Here is a 16,632-nt window from a genome sequence, read left to right as displayed (position 1 = left end):
TAAAACAAATTACAGTTTCAGCATCTCTTCCAGGGTGCTTTCGTTCAGCAAGCTTCCTACGTAGAAGGAGCCAAATTCACCGTAACGTGCACTGACTTCATCAAAGCGCATCTCGTACACGAGTTTTTTGAATTGAAGAGCATCATCGGCGAACAGCGTAACGCCCCATTCCCAATCATCAAATCCGACGGAGCCGGTAATGATCTGTTTTACTTTACCTGCATAACTGCGGCCGATCATGCCATGACTGCGCATCATGGAGCGGCGCTCGTCCATGGACAACATGTACCAGTTGTCGTTCAGCTCACGCTTTTTGTTCATCGGGTAGAAACAAATATATTGGCGCTGTGGTAAAACCGGTTTAAGACGGGCAACAATCTCCGGATTTTGCATCGGATCTTCGCCCTCTTTGCCAAGATAGTTACTCAGTTCAACTACACTGACATATGAATAAGCCTTAGTCGTGTATTTGGCAAACGTCGTTTTGTTGAAAGCGTTCTCTACTGCCTTCAGATCTTCCAGCGTCTCGCGCAGATGCATCATCACAAAGTCAGCCTTCTGGCCTACGACTGTATAAACTACAGTGCTGCCTTGGGAAGCCTCCTCAACGTTTTTCCAATCATTCCAAAACTCTTGAAGCTCGTCCAGGGCAACAGCACGCTCTTCATCGTCGGCTGCTTTCCAGGCGGTCCAGTTCATCGAGCGAAAATCATGCAGGGCATACCAGCCCTCCAGGGTTGATGCGGCTTCGTTCATGGATATTGTTCCTCCTGCGGATTATATTTCCAAATCCCGGTAAGGGATGGTTTAGTGCTTTATCGTTATATTGTATCCCAATATGAAGCAGAAGGGCAAATGATCTTCTCGTGAAAATCGGTAGATTTGTCCAGAAAGTTCGTTGCTTCGCCACATTTTTTGCGGTAAACTTACTACTATCCAGAAGGGAAAACCGAAAGTGTGAAAGAAGAGGTGAACGTCAGCCGATGCAGTTTATACCTGTGCTTGTATTAATGGTATTATTTTTTGTCATGATGTTTGGTATCGGTTTCATTTTGAATATGCTTATGAAGACTACCTGGTTTCCTTCCTATCTGTTCGTCATCGTTATTTTGCCTGTGGTGGTATATTCCTTATGGGATCATTCATCTACGCTCGTGTCGCATCTTGGATCATTCCAGTTGGTTGATTACATGACCGGGGTTGCAGGCCTGGCGGGTGCGATTATCAGCGGCTGGACGATTCAGAAGTTGCGTCTGGGCGGATATCGGATGTTCTAATGACTGGAAAGTGAAGGCATGTGCCGCAATAACTTGAAAAAGTCTTTATCTTTGACGCAAACGCTTACGCGTGCAAAGGGAAGGCTTTTTTGTTGTGGTGAACGGGGTAGGAGAATGTTTGTCCGCTTTTTTTCATAAGCATAAGATGATTAGATCTAAACGATTTTCGCTTGTAATCTCGCTCTGTAACTTTTATAGTATTCTAGCGACTCTTTAGCTTTTGCTTATTTGAAAATTCGCCCAATTCTGCGAAAACGTGAATGATGTCGACCTAGGACGAAACGGAGAGAGAACGGGTTGGTTTTTTACCTGTTTTTGAGCATTTGAGGATCGGACATTTATGATAGAATAGAAAAACAACCTTTGGGGAAGAAGGAGATCAGGCTATGCGCATGAAGAATTTGCATCATTATACGGAACATCATCGCTACTGCGTATACAGGGACTTTGGATTAAGCGCCCTGGACGACCGCATGCTTACAGGAGCTTACCAGCCTATGGTAGGTGCTTTTGCGGTTGGCTTGTATCGGCTGTTATTTCAGCATCTCCCCGGAGAACAGGTCGGTTATTCCCCGCTTGAACAGCAACGAAGGCTGTTCATGACATTGGGGCTGGAACCTAGCGAGAAAGGACGTAAATATCTCGTTGAACAGGCATCCAAGCTGGAGGCCGTAGGTCTTCTCCAGACGTCACGGGTTTATATTCCAGAAAATGATGATTACATCTATGAGTACGAATTGCAGCCGCCGCTCTCGCCAGGAGAGTTTTTCCGCACACAGCATCTGACACTCCTGCTCCGGGACAAAATTGGCAAGTTTGCTGTGTTGTCCCTGCGATCTGGCTTTTCGGCGGTTGAAAATGGGGAAGCACCTTACGTTGCAGCCAATAAAGAGAATATTTCAGTTCCCTTTTACGATATATTTGAGCTTAACACGCATGTCATTGATTACGAGCTGGAGCAGGCACTATCCGAAGTATCCACATCGGCACAGCGAACAGGCACGAATGATGCTGTGGAGGAAAACACACTGAATTATGCGGACATTATTTTGCGATTCCCGCGTGAGTCGGTGAACCGACGTTATGTGGAACAACTTCGTTTTGATCATGAACAGCTGGGGATCGTCAATTTTGTAGTGAACAAGTTTAATCTTAGCGTGCAGGACGTATGCCGACTACTCGACGAGGACGGTGTATTCAGCCCGCAAGGACAATTATTGCTGGATGATCTTCAACACAAGGCGAGCATGCAATTCAGGCAAACGAAGAAGCGTCAGGAACAGCAGACAGTACAAGCTGCCAAGGTGGTTGCACTTCGCCAGAATATGGAGGAGCCACAACCATATAATGATTCCGGTGAACCACCAGTGGAGCATGTTGTTCAGATGGAGTATTATGTCGAGGTGCCGCCGCAATTTGCAACCAAGTGTGATATCCATCAATATAATATGATGCTTCGTAACGAGCCGTACACTCGGTTGTTACAGACATTTTTCCCGGGGGCTGTACCGGATAATCTGGTTGATATTTTCGAAAAAATTGATCTGAGCTACAAGTTGCCGGGTGAAGTGATCAATGTATTGATTCATTATCTGATGGCATTGCTTGTATCGGGCGGCGAGCAACGGATTAATCGTAATTTTGTCGAAGCCATTGCCTCCAATATGCTGCTGAAGCAGGTTAATACGTATGAGAAGGCTGTGCAATATATTCGTGATCAGGCGAAGGTCAAAGGCAAACAGGCTGCAGGAGCAGCTGGAACCCGTACCCGTACATACGGCAAAGGAACCAAAGCCAAACCCGAAATTCCGATTGTACAAGACATAAGCCAAGATGGGGAACATGTTTCGGAGGAAGAGTTCGAAGAGATGATGCGATTTGCTCAGGAGATGCAGGCAAGCAAGCAAAAAGGAACGTTATAGTTGTAGATACGTGCGGGTCCCTTGGAAGAGGTGACTCGCTTTTTTTCAATAGATATGATGGATTTTAGACAGCCAGGGGCACCAGGCCATTTAGGAGGGAGCAGAACCGTTGACTACGAATCAGAAAGCCATAGAATGCCTTGAAAATAATGATTATGATGCAGCGTTGACTTTATTTCAGAAAGCATTGAATGATTCAAGGGATGTTCAGTCCTTGACGAATCTGGCCTGGATTTATTATCACGAAGAAGATGAGGTAGAGAAGGCTATACATTTGGCTCAGGAAGCAGTGGCGTTGAGACCAATCTCACATTTTCCATATAGCCTGCTTGGTGAATTACTTGTTCAGACGGAGAGATGGGAAGAAGCCGCGCTTGTATTATCGGACTCTATTGCTGTGGAGCCTTCCAAGGAGGCATACAATAACTTGGCTATTGCGAAGTACCATCTCGGAGAGTTGGAACGGGCTTCAGCTTTATTTTTGAAAAGTGCCGGGCCTTCTGATTACGCCTTGTATAGTCATGTGCACTGTTTAATTCAGCTGGGACATACCATTGAAGCAAAACACAAACTGGATGCCTTCTTGGAAAGTGATGAAGATTTTGTCGGAGAGGTACATGTGGCAGAACTGTACTTGGAGCTTGCGTGTTTTACCGAAGCGTTACATTGGTTCAAAAAGTCCTGGAACACCTACGACAAGTCGCCCGACTGGGTAAGTAGATATATTTATGCCTTGGTTCAAACGAATGCGATGGAACGTGCGGATGAAATTGCACAAGAGTGTATTCGGTTAAAACAAGATGATATTGAGGAAGCACTGGCAGAAGAGTGCGACGAGGACTGGACAGAAAGTGACCAGGCGGCATATGTGTTTCGATTACAAATGGAGAAAAAGGAGTATGAACATATTCTCGAACAGATTGCCTCGGGTTTTGTTCCACCATTTAAATTCACGACATCTTTAAGCTCCAAATGTTATTTATTCGGGTGCTCCAGACATGAACATCCGGAATATAAGGGTTAAATGAAATACCTGTATGATGTGGGGAGATGTTTTTTCCAAATGTATCAGTTGAGTTATTGTGTGCTTTTCTATAGAATGAACAGTACGAATGATTGAATATTTGGCGATAGACTTGTCCCATGTTTTCATAATATTAATATTTCAAAAAGGGGGCTTGAAGCCATGGAATCCTTGGGAGGACTGCTTCAGCAGCTGAACCCTTCCTTTCGTGAGCAGTCGCGGCGAATTATGGCGGATTTATTGGAAGACCCGTATGTGCGCGAGTTCCGCGCAGGTCATCCTGAACTGAAAGATGCACAGCTCATGCCCGATCTGAGCAAGCTGTTTCAGTATGCCAAAGATTCGAAGAACTGCGCGAATTGTCCGGGACTCGACAACTGTCCCAACGATTTTCAGGGTCATTTCTGCAAACTGGAAGTAGAAAACTTCAACGGTAAACCCGAAATTATAGATATCAAAGCACCTTGCTCCAAACAGATCGCCCGGCAAAACGAACATATCATCAAACAGCGGATTCGCAGTTTTTATGTGGATGAGCGTGCTCTAAGCGCTGGATACAATGATGTGGAAATTATGGGCAAAGATCGCATGCGTGCGCCAGCGGTGAACCGTGTTCTTCGTTATATTAGCGAGACCAAGGCCAATGGACTTTCGACTCAAGGGTTATATCTGGAAGGTTCGTTTGGAACCGGCAAAACGTTTCTGATGTGTTATCTGCTACATGAACTCGCGGTTGCGGGTCATACAGGTGTCATTATTTATATGCCTGACTTCGTGGAGGACTTGAAATCCATGATCAGTGAAGGACAGAAACTCAAGGAAATGACGGATGTTCTGAAAAGCTGTGATCTGCTCATCTTTGATGATATTGGTGCAGAGAATCTCAATCCATGGGTACGGGACCATGTGATGGGATCTATTCTGAATTATAGGATGAATCGAAAGCCAACGTTCTATACGTCCAATTACAACCTGGAAGGGCTTGAGAAACACTTGAGCTTTACGAACCGGGATGGCGAGGAATCGAACAAAGGTCAACGTTTGATGGATCGCATTCGTCCCTTTGTGGATGTCATTCAGGTGCGGGGCGAGAATCAGCGGGGGAAGAGATAAGATACTGATGAACCAAAAAAAGCCTGGCTTCGCAATATGCGAGAACCGGGCTTTTCTGGTCTGCGGGAGCCTGAAACTGACTTGAACATCTTATTCGGTCAGGAATTTAAAAATTACCATTCCAAAAAAGATAACAGTCATCAGGCCGCCCATGCCGACAACGCCCATAATCAGATCAAAGAGATCGCTACGCGGCTCCTCGTTCACATGTTCACGCGGGTCGGTCATCCGAATATTAGCGTCCATTGTGTTGCCTCCTTTGAGGATTGACAGCTTGGCCTGCAAGCAGGGCTACAATCCGGAGTATTTTTAGTATACTTGGAAAAGAAAGCGTTTGTAAAGATTATACAGCCGACCTGTTACACCTGTAATTGTGAAGATTTCATGTTGGGAAGATGAACATTATCTGTTCATTTCACATGTCTAACGCACATGTGTTATACTGGAAGTGTCGTTCACGACGTTACAGGTTAAAATAAAACCGTAAGTATATATAAGGAGGACAATTTCATGGCTATTGTTAACGTATCCGATCAATCCTTTAACACGGAAGTCGAAGGAGAAGGAACGGTTCTGGTTGATTTCTGGGCGCCTTGGTGTGGTCCTTGCAAAATGCTCGCTCCAATCCTGGAAGAGCTGTCCACAGAAGTTGGCGATTCCGTAAAAATTGCTAAAGTAAACGTGGATGAGAATCCAGAATCTGCTTCCCGCTTTGGCGTAATGAGCATTCCAACACTGATCTTCTTCAAAGACGGTCAACCGGTTGATAAAGTGGTTGGTTTGAACTCCAAAGAAGCTCTCAAAGGAATCATCGAAAAACATCAATAAGCAGCAAGCCACAACATAAATAAGTGCAGGCTGACACATCGCCTCCGGTTTACATGCCGGGGGCGTTTTGCGTCGATAAGTGATATGTAGGACAATATAAAAGTAATAAGGTAATAAAGTAATGATGTAAAAATTATTTATATTATATAATTGAATTAAAATGAAACTGGAAATTTACATGATTAACGGAGAGGACAGAAATGAACAGGAGAAGCGAAGCTAAAAGCTTTCTGAAAGAAAGCTGCATCGGAAGCATACGCTTTAGCCTTTATCACCGGATTTTCCCTTTTAAAAGGGAATCAAAAAAATCTGGGGATAACAGCGATCGAAGGTTCATTCTGTCATCGGAGTGCAACATGTAAGGTGAAGGCTTCAATTTTTTCGGAAGGGAGGACCCACCGAATTATGGATCCATTTATGCAGGAGTTAGACGCACAGGAAAAGGCACTGGAACAGATCCGTCATAAGCTTGCATTGCTTCCAGACCTGCCGGGCTGTTATTTGATGAAAAACAGTGAAGGCACCATTATTTACGTTGGTAAAGCGAAAGTGCTCAAAAATCGCGTGCGCTCTTATTTTATTGGCAGTCATAACGGAAAGACACAGCGTCTCGTATCCGAAATCCGTGATTTTGAATACATCGTGACAGGCAGCAATATGGAAGCACTGATTCTGGAGTGTAACCTGATTAAAAAACATATGCCGCGTTATAATGTGCTACTCAAAGACGATAAAACATTCCCTTATCTTAAAATAACGAATGAAAAGCATCCGCGGCTCGAAGTGACCCGCCGAGTGCTGAAAGATAAAGCCAAATACTTCGGTCCCTACCCGAACTCATATGCGGCACACCAAACGAAAAAACTGCTGGATCGGATGTATCCGCTCCGCAAATGTGGTGTGATGCCGAAGGAAGTTTGTCTGTATTACCATATGGGCCAATGCCTTGCTCCTTGTGTGAAGGAAGTAGGCAAAGAACAGTATGACGAGATTTCGCAGGAGATCGGGTCATTTCTGAGCGGCGGGCATGAGGAGATTAAAAAGGACCTGCAACGCAAAATGCAGGAAGCCGCTGAAGATTTGTATTTTGAACGTGCCAAAGAGTTGCGTGACCAGGTGATTGCAATTGATGCGATCATGGAAAAACAGAAAATTACGATGGCGGATGCCAGAGACCGTGACGTCTTTGGATTTGCGATTGATAAAGGCTGGATGTGTGTCCAGATTCTATATATGCGTCAGGGAAAAATGATTGAACGTCATGTATCTACTTTCCCGTTCTACGGTGAGGCCTACAATGATTTTATGTCCTATGTAACCCAGTATTATAGTGATAACCCGGCTTTGCCACAGGAAATTTTGCTACCGGAGATGCCGAAAGAACTGCTCTCTGGCGAGACAACAAGCGATTCCGCAAAAGTAGATCATGCGAATACATCCGGGGATAAGCATTCTGAGGGAACGGTTGAATCCACTCACGAGGAATTACAAGTCGGGATGAACCAGACCGCTGCTTCGATGCCAGTTGTTGCCGAGACACTTGCGGCTTATGGGTCGGAGGTAACCGAGGAAGAAAAGAGCAATGCTACCGGATTGCAGGAAACATCCAATGCCAAGCTGCCATCCGAGATGGATGATCCGTCGCAAATGGCTGCTTCTCTGCAAGAATGGTTAGACATTAAAGTGCATATCCCGCAACGCGGACTGAAACGCCAGATGATTACGATGGCACTCGACAATGCACGGGTGGCATTGGAGGAGAAGTTCCGTCTTATTGAGCGTAACGAAGAGCGGACATCCAAGGCTTCCGAGGGATTGGGACGCTGGATCGGTCTGGAGCAGTTAAGGCGAATTGAAGCTTTCGATAACTCAAACATTCAGGGGACGAATCCGGTGTCTGCCATGATTGTGTTCACCGACGGTAAACCGGATAAGAAGGAATATCGTAAATATAAAGTGCGCTCTGTCGAAGGGCCGGATGATTATGAAACGATGCGTGAAGTTATCCGTCGCCGTTATGAGCGAGTGCTTAAGGAAAACTTGACCCAGCCTGACTTGATCGTAGTCGATGGAGGTAAAGGACAGATTTCCGCAGCTGTAGACGTTCTTGAAAACGAGCTTGGTCTATTCATTCCGGTGTGTGGATTGGTGAAGGATGCCAAACACAAAACATCACAGCTGATGATTGGTAATCCGCCAGAGGTAATTGCCCTGCCGCGGGACAGTCAGGAGTTTTATCTGTTACAGCGGATTCAAGAAGAGGTTCACCGGTTCGCCATCTCATTTCACCGTGAGCAGCGCGGTAAGTCCATGGTTACTTCAAGACTCGATGCCATTCCAGGCATTGGGGAGAAGCGCCGTAAGTTGCTATTGAAGCACTTTGGCTCTTTACGCAAAATAAAAGAGGCCAGCGTCGAAGACTTCCGGCCTCTATCGATTGGTGATAAACTGGCAAATCAAATTATTGCAGCACTTCGTGATGAGGAGTCGTGACATACGGCTTCTCTTTTTGTTTTGGATTGAAACGGTAGACCACATATCCAACAATAGCAGGCAACACAATCCAAAAGATTCCGGCACCGATATTCAGTGCGTCCCCCATGAAAATCAAGCTGAGCCCCATGAGCAGGCTATCGAAGATGACATGTGCAAAAACAACGGCAATGAAGCCGTGACGCAACATAATTAGGCTGAACAGCAGTCCAATAACGGTCAGTTCGATCGGGCGTGTAATGACCGGATAGATCGGATAAAGCGTGTGTCCAAGCGCCCAGATAATTGTAGGGATCAGACAGGCGATAAACGTGTTACGCACAACTTTTTGCATCATGCGAATACCGAACAGCCGATATACAGCCTCTTCCCCGATTCCAGCCATCCACGCCATTATCGGGAAGATCCAGGCATACGTCATGTTATATGTCGATTGATCTGCCGATGTGGTGGACCATGTGCCGATGCTACGTTCAAGAATAAAGAACAGAACGGATTGTACGCCTAGCAGAATAAATGCCCATAGATAACCGGTGTACATACTCTGTAACACATATTTGCCGTAACCCGGCTCCTTGGCACGAGGCCATGGATTAAATCCGATTTTGCGCCACATGCCGTCACCAGCGACAAGGGACAGATAGATCGTAGCACTCATCACGATGGTTATGCCGGTCTGAATGAGCATAAGAAACACTAACATGAAGCTTGAAAGCCCCTGTGCCTGGAAGAGAGGCAACATGTTCAGTGTACCAATCATAGAAGCTGCAAAGTACACCAGTGACAATACCACGCCTCGTTTGAACGATGTATTTGCACGAGCCAGAATGCTGTATATGATGGCAAGCACACCAAGAACAAACGTTAGAAAAGCGTAACCACCGTAAGTTAACCAATTGGCTAGTTGGGTCTGGTCTTTAACATAATCCGTGTGGGATTTCGGTACGGAGAACTCCGGATCGAACGAACGGACAGCCCCATTTTCAAAAGTGAAATTCAATTCCAGCTTGGAGTTGCCAATCGTTTTACTCGCATCCGTATACTTCAGACCCGGCTCGCCTTCTCGTGTATCCAGTTGGAGTGTCGGGATATCATATCCGAATTCTTTCAAAACTCCAGCCGCGAGATTTTCTTTTTCGTTCAATGGCATATTGCCTTCTGCAAGCGACTCTGAAGTTCTTCTGATGCCCTGTTCTTGCTCTGATTCAACGGCCGTATACAGGGAGGAAGGCAATATCCGCTTGAACGCGACTACCTTGCCTGTTTTCATATGTACGTCAACGTTAAGGTAACCCCCGTTGTTCTGATCAAGCAAACGTACGCGGTACACATCGTAAGGATAGGTTGTTTCCCATTTTTTATTGTACGTGGCAAGCTGTTTCGTCTTTGCCATATAACCGTAAATATCCGAATGGGTCTGATACGTTACAAGCGGTTTACTGGCATTGCTTTGGAGCGTATAGTCATCAACAGAAGCCGCGAATGAACGTGCAGATTGGATCGCTTGATCCTTGCTAATGAAGGATGTTGACGGAATTTCTGTCGTTTGTGATGAAGTCGCAGGAAAGATCTGAAAGACAAAAAATAAAATCAGGCCGATCACCGCAAGCAACCCCAAACGCTTGAAGTTAGCCTTAAGCTGTAAAGGCTGCCCTAAGGGATTCATGGAATGGTGTTCCTCCTTTTTCAATTAAATCGTAATGTAAAGATAGCACAGGGTATGTCCTCAATGCCAATGACAGGGCGAAAAGGGGTGTAAATCTATGAAAACGAATGAAAATGATCGAAAAAATCCGATCTTGTTGTCCGGGTCTAGGTGTTTTTCCCGTTTTGAACAAATTCGATCTTATTTACCCAAAAATCGTTTTGTGTGCATTTGCCGCAGCGCTTATAATTTTGAAGCAAATATGCAAAAATCCGCATGTCTCCGGTCTTACAAGGGAACGAATAGAACGGAAAGAGCTAACAAAGCTAACCTGAAGCTAACAGAGCAGACATCCAGAGTAGACATTCTGTAAAAGATGTATACTAACTCTAGTCGGATGCATATCAACTCCAAGTATATGATGTTTTTTATGAATCATACATGAGCTCCACAGGGTGGAGTTATTTTCTTTTTTAGCAGAGGTGGATGATACGGAAGTGAAAGCAAATGTTCAATGGATGCGATTATCGCCGCCCCGTATTCTGGTGTTAGGTTTTGCTGGCATTATTATGCTAGGTACACTGCTGTTGATGCTTCCGGCATCCAGCCGAAGTGGGGACAGCCTGGCCTTTATCGATGCACTTTTCACGGCAACTTCGGCTGTATGTGTGACAGGGCTCGTTGTTGTGGATACTGGAACCTATTTTTCAGTGCTGGGTCAGGTAATTATCGCCATTCTGATTCAGATCGGCGGTCTCGGTTTTATGACGATGTCTACGTTGGTTGCCATTGCGTTCAAACGGAAAATATCGCTTAAGGAGCGATTGATCTTACAGGAGGCCATGAATCAGAGCACGATGGAAGGCATTGTGAGGCTGATTCGCAAGGTCGTGATTTATTCGCTTATTCTGGAGGGGATTTGCGGTACGCTGTTCGCCCTGCGCTGGTCATTCGATATGCCAATTGGCCGGGCCATGTATTACGGTTACTGGCACGCCATCTCCATGTTTAACAATGCAGGGTTTGATATGTTTGGTCAATTTAGCAGTCTGACGGGCTACGTCTATGATCCGCTTGTTAATTTTACCGCCATGTTTCTCATTGTTTCGGGCGGGATCGGTTTTGTGGTGTTGTCCGATTTGGTGGAATATCATAAAACAAAGAAGCTATCGTTGCATTCCAAAGTCGTTTTGCTGATGACGGCTTTGTTAATTGTGTTTGGTGCACTGGTCATTTTCGTGTTTGAGTTCAGCAACCCGCGAACGCTGGGCGGCCTGAACTGGGGTGGTAAGTTGCTCGGGTCTTTCTTCCAATCCGTGACACCAAGAACGGCCGGGGCAAATACGGTGGATATCGCCGGACTGCGGCAGGCCACGCAATTTTTCATGATTATATTGATGTTTATCGGTGCATCGCCAGGGTCAACCGGAGGCGGAATCAAAACAACAACGTTTCTCATTATGGCCGGGGCAGTCATTGCCATGATGCGCGGCCGGGAGGATATCGTCTTTTTCCGATATCGGCTTGTGCAGGAACGTATTTTCAAGGCACTCACCATCACGCTACTGGCGCTGTTGTTCATTATTACGGTGACGATGGTACTGAGTACGACAGAAGACAGTAATTTTTTAATGATATTATTTGAAACGACATCTGCTTTCGGTACCGTAGGGCTTTCTCTTGGCTTGACGCTTAAACTCACCACATTTGGCAAGTTATTGATCTGTTTTACCATGTTTGCAGGGCGGCTAGGACCAATTACGCTGGCGTATGCACTGGGGCAGAAAAAGGGTAAGGATTTATACAGGTATCCGGAAGGCAAAATGATAATTGGTTAGTGATTATTAGGATAGAGGGGTTCGTGAAGAACGATGAAAAAACAGCAGTTTGCGGTCATTGGACTTGGGCGGTTTGGCTCCAGTCTGGCACAGGAATTAATGGAACTAGGCTATGAGGTGCTTGGCATTGATAAAAATGAAGAGCTTGTCGAAGACATGAGTGACCTGGTCACTCACGCTGTCGTGGCGGACGCTACGGATGAAGAGGTGCTACGCTCCCTCGGCATTCGTAATTTTGACTGCGGCATCGTTGCCATTGGCGACGATATTCAGACGAGTATCCTTACTGCCATTCTGCTCAAAGAGCTGGGTGTCAAAACGGTTGTAGCCAAAGCTATATCCGTTCTTCACGGACGAGCACTAGATAAGCTGGGTATTGACCGTGTCGTTTACCCTGAACGGGATATGGGCATCCGGGTCGCTCACCAATTGGTTACACCAAACCTGCTGGATTACATCGAATTGTCCAATGATTACAGTATTGTCGAGATGAAGGTACCTGCATGTCTGCACAATAAAACCCTCTCCAGCCTGAATGCACGCGTACGCTTTAACTGCAGCATTGTGGCCCTGCAAAAAGAAGCCGGGGTCATTATTGCTCCGACGGCGATGGATTCCCTGCAAATGGGGGATATTATGGTCATTATTGGCAATAATGATGATATCGACCGGTTTGAGGAAGAGGTTATTAGTCAAGAGAGCTGAGCAGGTAAGCTGCTTCTTCTGGATTATATCAAGGCGTTGTTGTCCTTCGTGAGGGCAATGACGCCTTTGCTGTAAAAAATGCAGCAGTCTCCCTGACCCATTGTCTGGCGGTTTCGCTGAGGTTTTCTTTTTCCCCATAGATCATGCAAGTCGTTCTTCGGGTCTGTTTCAACTGAGGTAAATGCACGGCAACGAGATCGTTATCTGCGAGCAGCTGTGGACGCAGATAAGATTTGGGAAGAAGGGCAGCGGCTTTACAGGTCGGCAGAAGACGGATAATGGCTTCGAATGAATCAATCTCCATGCGAATGTCAGGCATTACGGTGCAGCGCTGGAACAGATCGTCTGTCAGTTTGCGGTACCATGTTCCTTTGGAGAACGTAATCATCGGCAGATCCTGCAGATGCTCCATACCTGCTTCCTTGCCTGCCAGTGGGTGCGTTAGCGGCACAACCAGCTCCAGGTGGTCGTCAAATAGTGGCACACAGTTGAGTCCTGCTTCGCTAATGGACGAGGCTACAATGCCCACATCGGCTTTTTTATCACGAACAAAAGAAACGATCTCATGTGTCTTGCCCGTCAACAGCTTTAATTCTGCATGAGGATGCTTCTCCATAAAAGCGTTGACGAGCGGAGGCAAAGTAGTCTGAAGTGTCGTCAGGCTCGCTCCCAGCATAATAATGCTCTGTTCCTCGTCCTTGTATTGGGATAACATGGTGAGAAACTTTTGTTGCTGTTGTTTCTGCTCGACCGCGAAGGTGTAGGCGAGTTGGCCTACGCTGGTTAATTCCAATCGTTTGCCTCGGCGATGAAAGAGGGATACGCCCAGTTCATCCTCCAGCTTGGAGATTTTACGAGAGAGTGCAGGCTGAGACAGATTCAGTAACTTGGATGCACGGTTTAGACTGGACTGCTCCACGACCGCTGCAAATGCGTTTAATTCCTCGAACATGAACACAAACCTCTCTTCATTATGAGTGTGATTCTTGCCCTTGATTAATTGTTTGCCTTATTGTATGGCACTTCAACGTGCTACCTTCATTGATATGTTAGGCTACAAACGCATCGTTGCAATGTGATAACCCTTACAAAACCTTTGTTTCATTACTTATACCTATAGGTTATAACATTTAATAATTATATTGCAATTCCCTTATAAGAAAAAAAGGAGTAACATGAATTGTGACACAAGTTGTTCACACCTGATCAAAACGGAACAATTTGTCGAACCTTCCTATGTAAGAAGGATTCGTGTCATGATATGAGAATGGATTTATGAAAACGTTGTATTTAGCGAAAGGGGATCGACATTTTATGAAAGGGTTTTACTCGAGAAAGCTGCACTCCTTGCTTGGCGTCATTCCGCTCAGTTTGTTTTTTCTAGAGCATCTGGTGACGAACTTCTCGGCAGTTGAAGGCGGCAAAGAAGCTTTTAATGGTGCGGTTGCCTTCTTGAACAGCCTGCCGCTCGTTATTGTTCTGGAAACGTTTCTGATCTGGCTACCGCTGTTCTATCACGGTGTATATGGTTTGTACATCGCTTATCAGGCCAAGCCTAACGTGGGTCGCTACGGTAATGAGCGCAACTGGCGTTATACGTTGCAACGGATCAGTGGTGTCATCACGTTTGTATTTGTGATCTGGCACGTATGGGAGACTCGCGTACAAGTGGCTCTCGGCAACGTAACTCACGAAGAGTTAGGCGGTGTTATCCATAACATCGTGATGAATCCGGTAACATTTATTCTATATCTAATCAGCGTTGTGGCGGCATCATATCACTTTGCCAACGGACTCTGGTCGTTCCTCGTTAGCTGGGGAATTACAGTGGGACCTCGTGCACAGCGCGTGTCCTCGTATGTGTGCATGAGCTTGTTCGCACTGGTATCCATCATGTTTATCGCTTCATTGTTTGCTTTCCGGAATGTAGATTTCCAGACAGCTACTTCAATGATTGACGCGGTAAAATCCGTTCTGGTCTAACATGTACTGATTTTAAATTTCAAGAATAACGCTTACTTACTAAGGGAGTGAACTAGCAATGGCATCATCGAATGTAATTATTGTGGGCGGCGGTCTCGCGGGATTGATGGCGGCGATCAAATCGGCTGAAGCCGGAGTCCATGTTCATTTATTTTCACTGGTTCCTGTTAAAAGATCCCACTCCGTATGTGCCCAGGGCGGTATCAACGGTGCGGTAAATACGAAAGGGGAAGGCGACTCTCCATGGGTACACTTTGACGATACGGTTTATGGCGGAGACTTTCTCGCCAATCAACCGCCCGTTAAAGCGATGTGTGAAGCAGCGCCTGGCATCATCCACCTGATGGACCGGATGGGCGTTATGTTTAACCGTACACCGGAAGGATTGCTCGATTTCCGCCGTTTCGGAGGAACGAAGCATCACCGTACGGCTTTTGCCGGGGCGACAACTGGTCAACAGCTGTTGTACGCACTCGATGAGCAAGTACGCCGCTGGGAAGCAGCGGGTCTCGTAACCAAATATGAGAACTGGGAGTTTCTGCAAGCCGTTATTGATGACGAAGGCGTGTGCCGCGGTATCGTGGCTCAGGATCTGAAAACGATGAAGGTACAAACGTTCCCGGCCGAAGCGGTTATTCTTGCGAGCGGTGGTCCGGGTATCATTTTCGGTAAAACAACAAACTCCGTTATCAACACAGGTACTGCGGCAAGTGCGGTATATCAACAAGGCGTGAATTATGCAAACGGTGAGTTCATTCAGATTCACCCGACAGCGATTCCAGGAGATGACAAGCTGCGTCTGATGTCTGAATCGGCGCGCGGTGAAGGTGGACGGATCTGGACGTACAAAGACGGAAAACCTTGGTATTTCCTTGAGGAAAAATATCCATCCTACGGTAACCTTGTTCCGCGTGATATTGCAACGCGTGAAATTTTCAGCGTTTGTGTAGATATGGGACTTGGTGTAAACGGCGAGAACATGGTTTATCTCGACCTCTCTCACAAAGATCCGAAGGAACTGGATGTCAAACTGGGCGGAATCATTGAAATCTATGAGAAATTCATGGGTGACGATCCTCGTAAAATTCCGATGAAAATCTTCCCGGCCGTTCACTATTCCATGGGTGGCATGTGGGTAGATTATAATCAAATGACGAACATTCCAGGGCTGTTTGCAGCTGGCGAATGTGAATACCAATATCACGGTGCAAACCGCTTGGGTGCAAACTCACTCGTATCCGCAATTTATGGTGGTATGGTAGCAGGACCAAAAGCGGCTGAATATATCAAAGGACTTAAGAAGTCTTCTGCGGATATCTCTTCTTCCGTATTTGATGGTTATACCAAAAGTCAAACAGACAAATACGAAGGCATCATGAAAATGCAAGGTACGGAAAATGCCTATGTGATTCACAAAGAGCTGGGCGAGTGGATGACAGCCAACATGACGGTGGTTCGCTACAATGACAAGCTAGAAGCAACCATTGGCAAAATCAAGGAACTGAAAGAGCGCTATGGCAAAATCAACATGTACGACAATTCCGGCTGGAACAATCCGGGTGCGGCATTTACTCGCCAGTTGTGGAACATGCTTGAGCTTGCTGAGGCGATGACACTTGGCGCACTGCTGCGTAACGAGAGCCGCGGAGCGCACTACAAACCGGAATTCACGGAGCGTAACGATGAAGAGTTCCTGAAAACGACTATCGCGAGCTGGTCAAAAGAAGGCCCGCAAATCTCGTACGAGCCAGTCGACGTATCCCTGATTCCGCCACGTATCCGGGACTACTCAAAAGACTAATCT

The 16,632-nt window shown here is 46.1% G+C and carries 14 protein-coding genes; 10 read left to right on the top strand and 4 right to left on the bottom strand.

The genetic code is table 11. The features are described 5' to 3' along the window. Positions 1-9 precede the first annotated feature (9 nt). Complete coding sequence (hemQ, locus tag Q9R46_RS24355) at positions 10-756, bottom strand: hydrogen peroxide-dependent heme synthase (protein ID WP_311282113.1); 747 nt, start codon at positions 754-756, stop codon at positions 10-12. Positions 757-983: 227 nt separating this feature from the next. Between hemQ and Q9R46_RS24350 the strand changes: the two genes are divergently transcribed. The 4 genes from Q9R46_RS24350 to dnaI all read left to right on the top strand — a co-directional run bounded on the left by Q9R46_RS24350 (position 984) and on the right by dnaI (position 5,336). Then, entirely contained in the window at positions 984-1,277 is a 294-nt protein-coding gene (locus Q9R46_RS24350; protein ID WP_090919489.1) for a YuiB family protein, read from the top strand. A gap of 386 nt (positions 1,278-1,663) precedes the next feature. Continuing rightward, positions 1,664-3,199 carry a replication initiation and membrane attachment family protein gene (locus tag Q9R46_RS24345; RefSeq protein WP_311282112.1) on the top strand — a complete coding sequence of 512 codons (1,536 nt, stop codon included), beginning with the start codon at positions 1,664-1,666 and terminating at the stop codon, positions 3,197-3,199. A 109-nt stretch (positions 3,200-3,308) separates the two neighbouring features. After that, positions 3,309-4,223 carry a tetratricopeptide repeat protein gene (locus Q9R46_RS24340; protein ID WP_311282111.1) on the top strand — a complete coding sequence of 305 codons (915 nt, stop codon included), beginning with the start codon at positions 3,309-3,311 and terminating at the stop codon, positions 4,221-4,223. Positions 4,224-4,385: 162 nt separating this feature from the next. Further along, positions 4,386-5,336, top strand: a complete 951-nt coding sequence (dnaI, locus tag Q9R46_RS24335; RefSeq protein ID WP_145335525.1) for a primosomal protein DnaI — start codon at positions 4,386-4,388, stop codon at positions 5,334-5,336. A gap of 90 nt (positions 5,337-5,426) precedes the next feature. Here dnaI and Q9R46_RS24330 read toward each other — a convergent pair whose 3' ends face one another. Further along, positions 5,427-5,582 carry a YqzM family protein gene (locus Q9R46_RS24330; protein ID WP_090919461.1) on the bottom strand — a complete coding sequence of 52 codons (156 nt, stop codon included), beginning with the start codon at positions 5,580-5,582 and terminating at the stop codon, positions 5,427-5,429. A gap of 264 nt (positions 5,583-5,846) precedes the next feature. On the opposite strand from Q9R46_RS24330, the gene trxA reads away from it, so the two are divergent. After that, entirely contained in the window at positions 5,847-6,164 is a 318-nt protein-coding gene (gene trxA / locus Q9R46_RS24325; RefSeq protein WP_090919457.1) for a thioredoxin, read from the top strand. 405 nt (positions 6,165-6,569) lie between these two features. Further along, complete coding sequence (gene uvrC, locus Q9R46_RS24320; RefSeq protein ID WP_311282110.1) at positions 6,570-8,657, top strand: excinuclease ABC subunit UvrC; 2,088 nt, start codon at positions 6,570-6,572, stop codon at positions 8,655-8,657. Here the strand turns inward: uvrC and Q9R46_RS24315 are convergent. Further along, a complete protein-coding gene (locus Q9R46_RS24315; protein ID WP_311282109.1) occupies positions 8,626-10,323 on the bottom strand; it encodes a CPBP family intramembrane glutamic endopeptidase in 1,698 nt (565 codons plus the stop codon). The genes uvrC and Q9R46_RS24315 overlap by 32 nt on opposite strands. Before the next feature lie 497 nt (positions 10,324-10,820). Between Q9R46_RS24315 and Q9R46_RS24310 the strand changes: the two genes are divergently transcribed. Continuing rightward, positions 10,821-12,140 carry a TrkH family potassium uptake protein gene (locus Q9R46_RS24310; protein WP_397351814.1) on the top strand — a complete coding sequence of 440 codons (1,320 nt, stop codon included), beginning with the start codon at positions 10,821-10,823 and terminating at the stop codon, positions 12,138-12,140. A 33-nt stretch (positions 12,141-12,173) separates the two neighbouring features. Further along, the gene (locus Q9R46_RS24305) at positions 12,174-12,845 is read left to right on the top strand and encodes a potassium channel family protein (RefSeq protein ID WP_145335517.1); all 672 of its coding nucleotides are present in this window, start codon (positions 12,174-12,176) and stop codon (positions 12,843-12,845) included. Positions 12,846-12,873: 28 nt separating this feature from the next. On the opposite strand, the gene Q9R46_RS24300 is transcribed toward Q9R46_RS24305, so the two are convergent. Continuing rightward, positions 12,874-13,797, bottom strand: a complete 924-nt coding sequence (locus Q9R46_RS24300) for a LysR family transcriptional regulator (protein WP_145335515.1) — start codon at positions 13,795-13,797, stop codon at positions 12,874-12,876. 362 nt (positions 13,798-14,159) lie between these two features. Between Q9R46_RS24300 and Q9R46_RS24295 the strand changes: the two genes are divergently transcribed. Continuing rightward, on the top strand, positions 14,160-14,828 hold the full coding sequence (locus Q9R46_RS24295; protein ID WP_123064670.1) for a succinate dehydrogenase cytochrome b558 subunit: 669 nt from the start codon (positions 14,160-14,162) through the stop codon (positions 14,826-14,828). Positions 14,829-14,886: 58 nt separating this feature from the next. Further along, entirely contained in the window at positions 14,887-16,629 is a 1,743-nt protein-coding gene (sdhA, locus tag Q9R46_RS24290; RefSeq protein ID WP_311282108.1) for a succinate dehydrogenase flavoprotein subunit, read from the top strand. The last annotated feature ends 3 nt before the right edge of the window (positions 16,630-16,632 follow it).

This window comes from Paenibacillus sp. RRE4 (genome assembly GCF_031844205.1).
GTDB classification, from domain to species: Bacteria; Bacillota; Bacilli; order Paenibacillales; family Paenibacillaceae; genus Paenibacillus; species Paenibacillus xylanexedens_B.
This window is presented reverse-complemented; position numbering and strand designations above follow the sequence as displayed.